General features: G+C 71.6%; 7 protein-coding genes and 1 pseudogene. 1 reads left to right on the top strand and 7 read right to left on the bottom strand.

The genetic code is table 11. The features are described 5' to 3' along the window. Window positions 1-117: pseudogene (locus ACZ4QV_RS42360) on the bottom strand (IS701 family transposase); the annotation flags it as partial. A gap of 64 nt (window positions 118-181) precedes the next feature. Here ACZ4QV_RS42360 and ACZ4QV_RS42355 point away from each other — a divergent pair. Next, the gene (locus ACZ4QV_RS42355; protein WP_467764555.1) at window positions 182-556 is read left to right on the top strand and encodes a transposase; all 375 of its coding nucleotides are present in this window, start codon (window positions 182-184) and stop codon (window positions 554-556) included. A gap of 46 nt (window positions 557-602) precedes the next feature. On the opposite strand, the gene ACZ4QV_RS42350 is transcribed toward ACZ4QV_RS42355, so the two are convergent. The 6 genes from ACZ4QV_RS42350 to ACZ4QV_RS42325 form a co-directional block, all read right to left on the bottom strand. Continuing rightward, window positions 603-1151 (bottom strand): DUF4262 domain-containing protein, encoded by a 549-nt coding sequence (locus ACZ4QV_RS42350; RefSeq protein ID WP_467764554.1) that lies wholly within the window; start codon window positions 1149-1151, stop codon window positions 603-605. A gap of 351 nt (window positions 1152-1502) precedes the next feature. Further along, window positions 1503-2114 (bottom strand): AAA family ATPase, encoded by a 612-nt coding sequence (locus ACZ4QV_RS42345; protein ID WP_467764553.1) that lies wholly within the window; start codon window positions 2112-2114, stop codon window positions 1503-1505. Then, on the bottom strand, window positions 2111-2296 hold the full coding sequence (locus ACZ4QV_RS42340; RefSeq protein WP_361157727.1) for a hypothetical protein: 186 nt from the start codon (window positions 2294-2296) through the stop codon (window positions 2111-2113). The genes ACZ4QV_RS42345 and ACZ4QV_RS42340 overlap by 4 nt, the downstream gene beginning before the upstream one ends. After that, window positions 2281-2490 (bottom strand): hypothetical protein, encoded by a 210-nt coding sequence (locus ACZ4QV_RS42335; protein WP_361157729.1) that lies wholly within the window; start codon window positions 2488-2490, stop codon window positions 2281-2283. The genes ACZ4QV_RS42340 and ACZ4QV_RS42335 overlap by 16 nt, the downstream gene beginning before the upstream one ends. A 380-nt stretch (window positions 2491-2870) precedes the next feature. After that, window positions 2871-3902: an MvdC/MvdD family ATP grasp protein gene (locus tag ACZ4QV_RS42330; RefSeq protein ID WP_467764552.1), complete on the bottom strand. Its 1032-nt coding sequence runs from the start codon at window positions 3900-3902 to the stop codon at window positions 2871-2873. Next, complete coding sequence (locus ACZ4QV_RS42325) at window positions 3893-4132, bottom strand: hypothetical protein (RefSeq protein WP_467764551.1); 240 nt, start codon at window positions 4130-4132, stop codon at window positions 3893-3895. Before ACZ4QV_RS42325 ends, ACZ4QV_RS42330 begins: the two co-directional genes overlap by 10 nt. Window positions 4133-4342: the final 210 nt, after the last annotated feature.

The raw sequence follows: 4342 nt of genomic DNA, 5'->3' as shown, positions 1-4342 counted from the left end.
CCACGACGCGGGCAGATACAACCGCCGGTCGATCAATGTGCGTCCGCGGCCCGTCGCGTAGGCGAGGAAGACCCCGATCTGGGAGTTCTCGGTGCCTCCCGCGGTGCCGGAGTACTGCCACATCGCCACCTTGCGCGGGGCTCCGTCCGCCGCACCGCCGCGGCCGCCGACGGTACGGCAAGTGACCTGGTGGCTCACCCGCCACCCCGCCGCGCTGAGCGAGGAAGACAGCGTCGGCCTCAAAGACGTCCTGGCCCGCTGTCCCGAACTGGACACGGCCGCCAGACACGTCCGCGATTTCGGTGAGATACTCAGCGGCCGCCTGGGCGCCACGCTTCTTGTCTGGATCGACGCAGTCGATGCCAGCCAGCTGCCCGGGCTCACCGGCTTCGCGCTTCACCTGCGCCGAGGCCTCGACGCCGTGACCGCCGGCCTCACTCTGGACTGGAGCTCCGGCAGCATCGAGGGCGCCGTGAACCGCATCAAGAAGATCAAGAGACAGCTCTACGGCCGAGCCGGATTCGAACTCCTACGCAAGATGATCTTGCTTCGATAGCGCATCGCCCGGGGTGCCGACTCGCCAGCTTCCCGGCCCCTTGAGATCAGAGATCGGCCGTCCAGATCCCGACAGGATGGTCACGCGCAGGGAGCCACAACTGAGGCTGTGAGTCGCGATGCCTCTCGTCAGCCTGCTCATCCCATTGGAAACGGCCCTCGACATCAGGCCACGCGACTTGCAGCACGGGGAGAGGCGGCCGTCGGTAGAACCCGATGGCCTGCCCGAAGAAGGCCCGGTACCAACTGCGATCGACCTGCCTGAGCGCGACTCGATACCCGTCGACAACATCAGGATGGCTCTGGCCGTCCGCCAGCACTTCGCCCGCGGCAGACTTCTCTCCGAGCGTGTTGAGCATGCGGTGCATGGCGTGGACATCGAGCCCGAACATGGCGAGTTCAGGTCCGCCGTGGGTGTGCGCGAGGCCGATCGTGTAGGCGAATCCAGGACCGATCTCGTCTTCGGGAACCATCACGACGTGCCATCCGTGCTGCTGCACGTGCTCGATGACCGTCAGATCCATGCGGTCCACTTCGTCCCGGTCGCCGTAGTCATGGCAGAGGAGACACCGGCACTGGAACGGATCATCAGTCATGTGCGGAGGGTATGAGGTGAGCCTGCAGGTCGAGCGACCGGGGCTCGGACCCTCTCAATCGAACAGCGTCATCACGCTCCGCTACGGCTCCCCAAGATCTGTGCCAGAACCCAAAATTCACCGACACTCGAACACCACAACCCAAGGCGTTCACGGCGCTGACCGACACGCGTTCTCGAAACTCACCGGCATACCCAGCGAGGTGGTCCGCCAAGCGCCGAACTGGTAGTCGCCATACTCTTCAGCGGGTCCCGGGCGCGTAACGGACAGTGGCGCGAGCGGCGGTGCCCAGGCCGAGGCGGGAGCCGGCTTTCCCGGCGATGTGGGTGGAGCCGCCGGGTGGGGAGCTGGTTATAGCGGTGCCTGCGAGTGGCAGGTTTGGACGGCGCGCATGACGGCCTGTTCCTGGCTGGCCCGGTCGCTGGTGACGGGTACGTAGGCCAGCCCCTCCTCGCGCAGGAGGCGGTGGATGTGGCGGTCGATCAGGATTCGGTAGCGGCTGTCGTAGCCGTGTTCGCGCCTGACGCGCAGGCCCGGGTCGAGGTGGGTGGCGAAGAGAAGGTCGTAGGGGGCGTGAGCGGACGCGAGCCGGTGCAGGGCTTCGCGGTCGGTGCGGGGGGCGGCCCGGCTGTGCCACTCCTGGGCGGCGCGGAAGCAGGCGAGCGCTTCCCAGCCGACTTGGTCAGCCAGGACGACGCGTGGGCCGTCATGGCCTGGCCGGGCGGCGGCTTCGACCTCATCCGCGATGCCGGTCGCGATGGCCCACCGGGTGGCATCCGCGGAGAGGTCCTGTCGTTGCGGCAGAGGGACGCGAGTTGCGCGCCGCCCGAGGTGAGCGGTGTGCTCGACGGATATGTCCCGTCGGCGCAGTTCCCGGTCGATGCGGCGCACCAGCAGGGTCTTGCCGGTGGAGGGGGCGCCCAGCACGCCGATGCGTAGGGGGTGCGTCGGTGGTTTGGTCACCACAGGGTGGGCTCCTGGTCGGGTTCGGGGGCTCCGGGCAGGCCGGGCGGAACGGCCGCGGCCACGAGCTGGTCCCAGGTGCGGTAGTGGGTGGCCATGGCGATGAGGAGCTGCGCCGTGGCGTAGGCGTCGAACGTGGCGCGGTGGCGCTGTGCGGGCGCCGCGCTCAGGTACGGCTGCACGTGGCCGAGCCCCAGCCCGACCTCGGGGTCCTCATCACGGCTTTGGCGTGGCCGGCCGCCCGGGGCGTCTCCTGGCGCCGCACCACGGCCGGCCTGTGCGGGCGCAGGCGGCGCCATACCTTCAGCCGCGTGTTCCGGTCGCCGAAGCCGTTCTGCTCCACGTTGGCATTGATCGCGATGAGGTGTTTGGTCATGTTCTGCTCCTCGCAGGCTGATGCGGTGCGCCGGTGGCGGGCCCTGGCCGCGGGCCGCTCTCCGGCGGCCAGGGCCTGCTTGCGTGCCGCGCGGTGCCGGGGCACCCCTCAAGTGCCCCGGCACCGGCCGGCCGTTCCGTCTCCCAAAGCGGATGGCCGGTGGCTCCCGGCTGTGCGACTGCCGGGGGCCGCGGCGCGGCCCCGCTCTCGCCACTGCGCGAGGCAGGGCCGTTCTCGGAGGAGTGCGCCGGATGACCTCGGCGGCTCCTCGGACGGTGGGCCGAACGGCCGGTCTGGTCGTCGGCGTCGGTCAGGCCCTGGCCCGTTGGAACGGGCCGGGGCTGGCGCGCGGGGTCACGCCCTGTGCGACACGGGGGCTCCTAGGGTGTGCACTGGGGCAGGGAGGCGGGGGCGCGCCGTCGCCGGAGGCGGGTGTCGGCCAGCGCGGCGGCGAGCTGGGCGGAGATGGCCAGGCCGGGGAGGTTGCCTTCGGCGAAACCCCACATTCCGGCGGGGTTGACGTCGACCAGCCACCACCGGGCCTGGTGGTCGACCAGCAGGTCCAGGGCCGCGTACTCCAGGTGCAGGCGGCGCATCAGCCGGACCACGCCAGAGCGCACCTCGCCGGGAACGTCGGTGTAGTCGTAGACCAGCTCGTCGCAGTGAGCGCGGAAGTCCGTGGAGTGGGCCGGCGCCGTCAGCCGTGCGGCAAACAGTTCCCCGCGGACGACGATGAGCCGTACCTCGTGCTGCGCGTGGATGCGCTGCTGAAACTGGTGCGCCGCGGCGGCCACGCCCTCATCGAGATCACCGGGCGGCACCGCGCTGGTGAAGAACGCCAGCGGCCCGTCGGCGGTTTCGACCCACGGCCGCACGAGCGATTTGCACACCGCCTGGCCGAAGCCGTCCACAGCGCGGCGCGCGTCGGCCGCGTCGTTGCCGATCCAGGTCGCAGGAACCCGCAGCCCGGCGGCCGCGGCCTGGGCCAGGGCGTGGGGCTTGTTCTGTGCCGCGTCGGTGTGTACGGGGTGGTTGACGTGCAGGCAGTCCAGGGCGGCCAGGGTGCCGGCCAGTCCGGCGGCCGCCTCCCGGCTCAGCCACTCGGCGCGGCCCGCGTCCAGGCCCTCGGGGCTGATCCGGGGGCGGGAGGGGTGCCACCACAAGATGGCGCCGATGTCCTCCAGGTGTACGCGGCGCCCGTCGGCCTCCAGGGTGCCCACGATGTGCCCGCCGGCCAGCTGGGCGGCCAGGGTGACGCGGCCGGGGAAGCTGCCCACGTCGAAGCGGATCACCGGGGCGCCGAGGGCGTGCAGTTCCTGGACGACGCCGTTCAAAGAGGCGTCGTCGTCGCGGGCGACCACGCAGACCGGGCGCGGACGCCCGGCCTGCGCGACGAGGTGGTCTACCACCACGAGTCGGCTCCGCCCGTCATGCGGTCGATCTTCTCCGGGACCGGCGTGCCCCGCCGGGCCATGGTGGAGTAGTACGCCATGGCCAGCCCGCCGACAACGATCTGGCGTTCGGCGTCGTAGCAAAGTTCCGGCGCCGCCGGGGGCTGGTCGGCTGCGGGCAGGGGCGTCAGATGCCGCAGCACGTAGGGCCTGTCGACCGGTGCCGACGGGGCGGACAAGGCAGTGGACACGTTGTTCTCCTCGGTGTGATGTGACGCCGGGTATCGCCCGGCTCGGTTGGGTGCTGGAGGCGCTCGGGGGAACGCCTCCAGCACCCCGGCCCCGGGGGGGGGGGGGCCCCCCCCCGCCCCCCCCACGGCCCCCCCCCGCCGGCCCCCCCGCGCGCCCCCCCCCCGGCGGCCCCGGGGTCTCGCTGCCCCCCGCCCGCGCCGCCCCACCCC

It is taken from the genome of Streptomyces sp. NPDC026394 (assembly GCF_055567735.1).
Note: the sequence above shows the minus strand (reverse complement) of the source record. Positions and strands in the feature narration are given on the sequence as shown.

Coding starts and splice junctions, on each gene's coding strand:
- ACZ4QV_RS42335 (WP_361157729.1), bottom strand. CDS start 2,490: ATGACCAAACACCTCATCGCGATCAATGCCAACGTGGAGCAGAACGGC.
- ACZ4QV_RS42350 (WP_467764554.1), bottom strand. CDS start 1,151: ATGACTGATGATCCGTTCCAGTGCCGGTGTCTCCTCTGCCATGACTAC.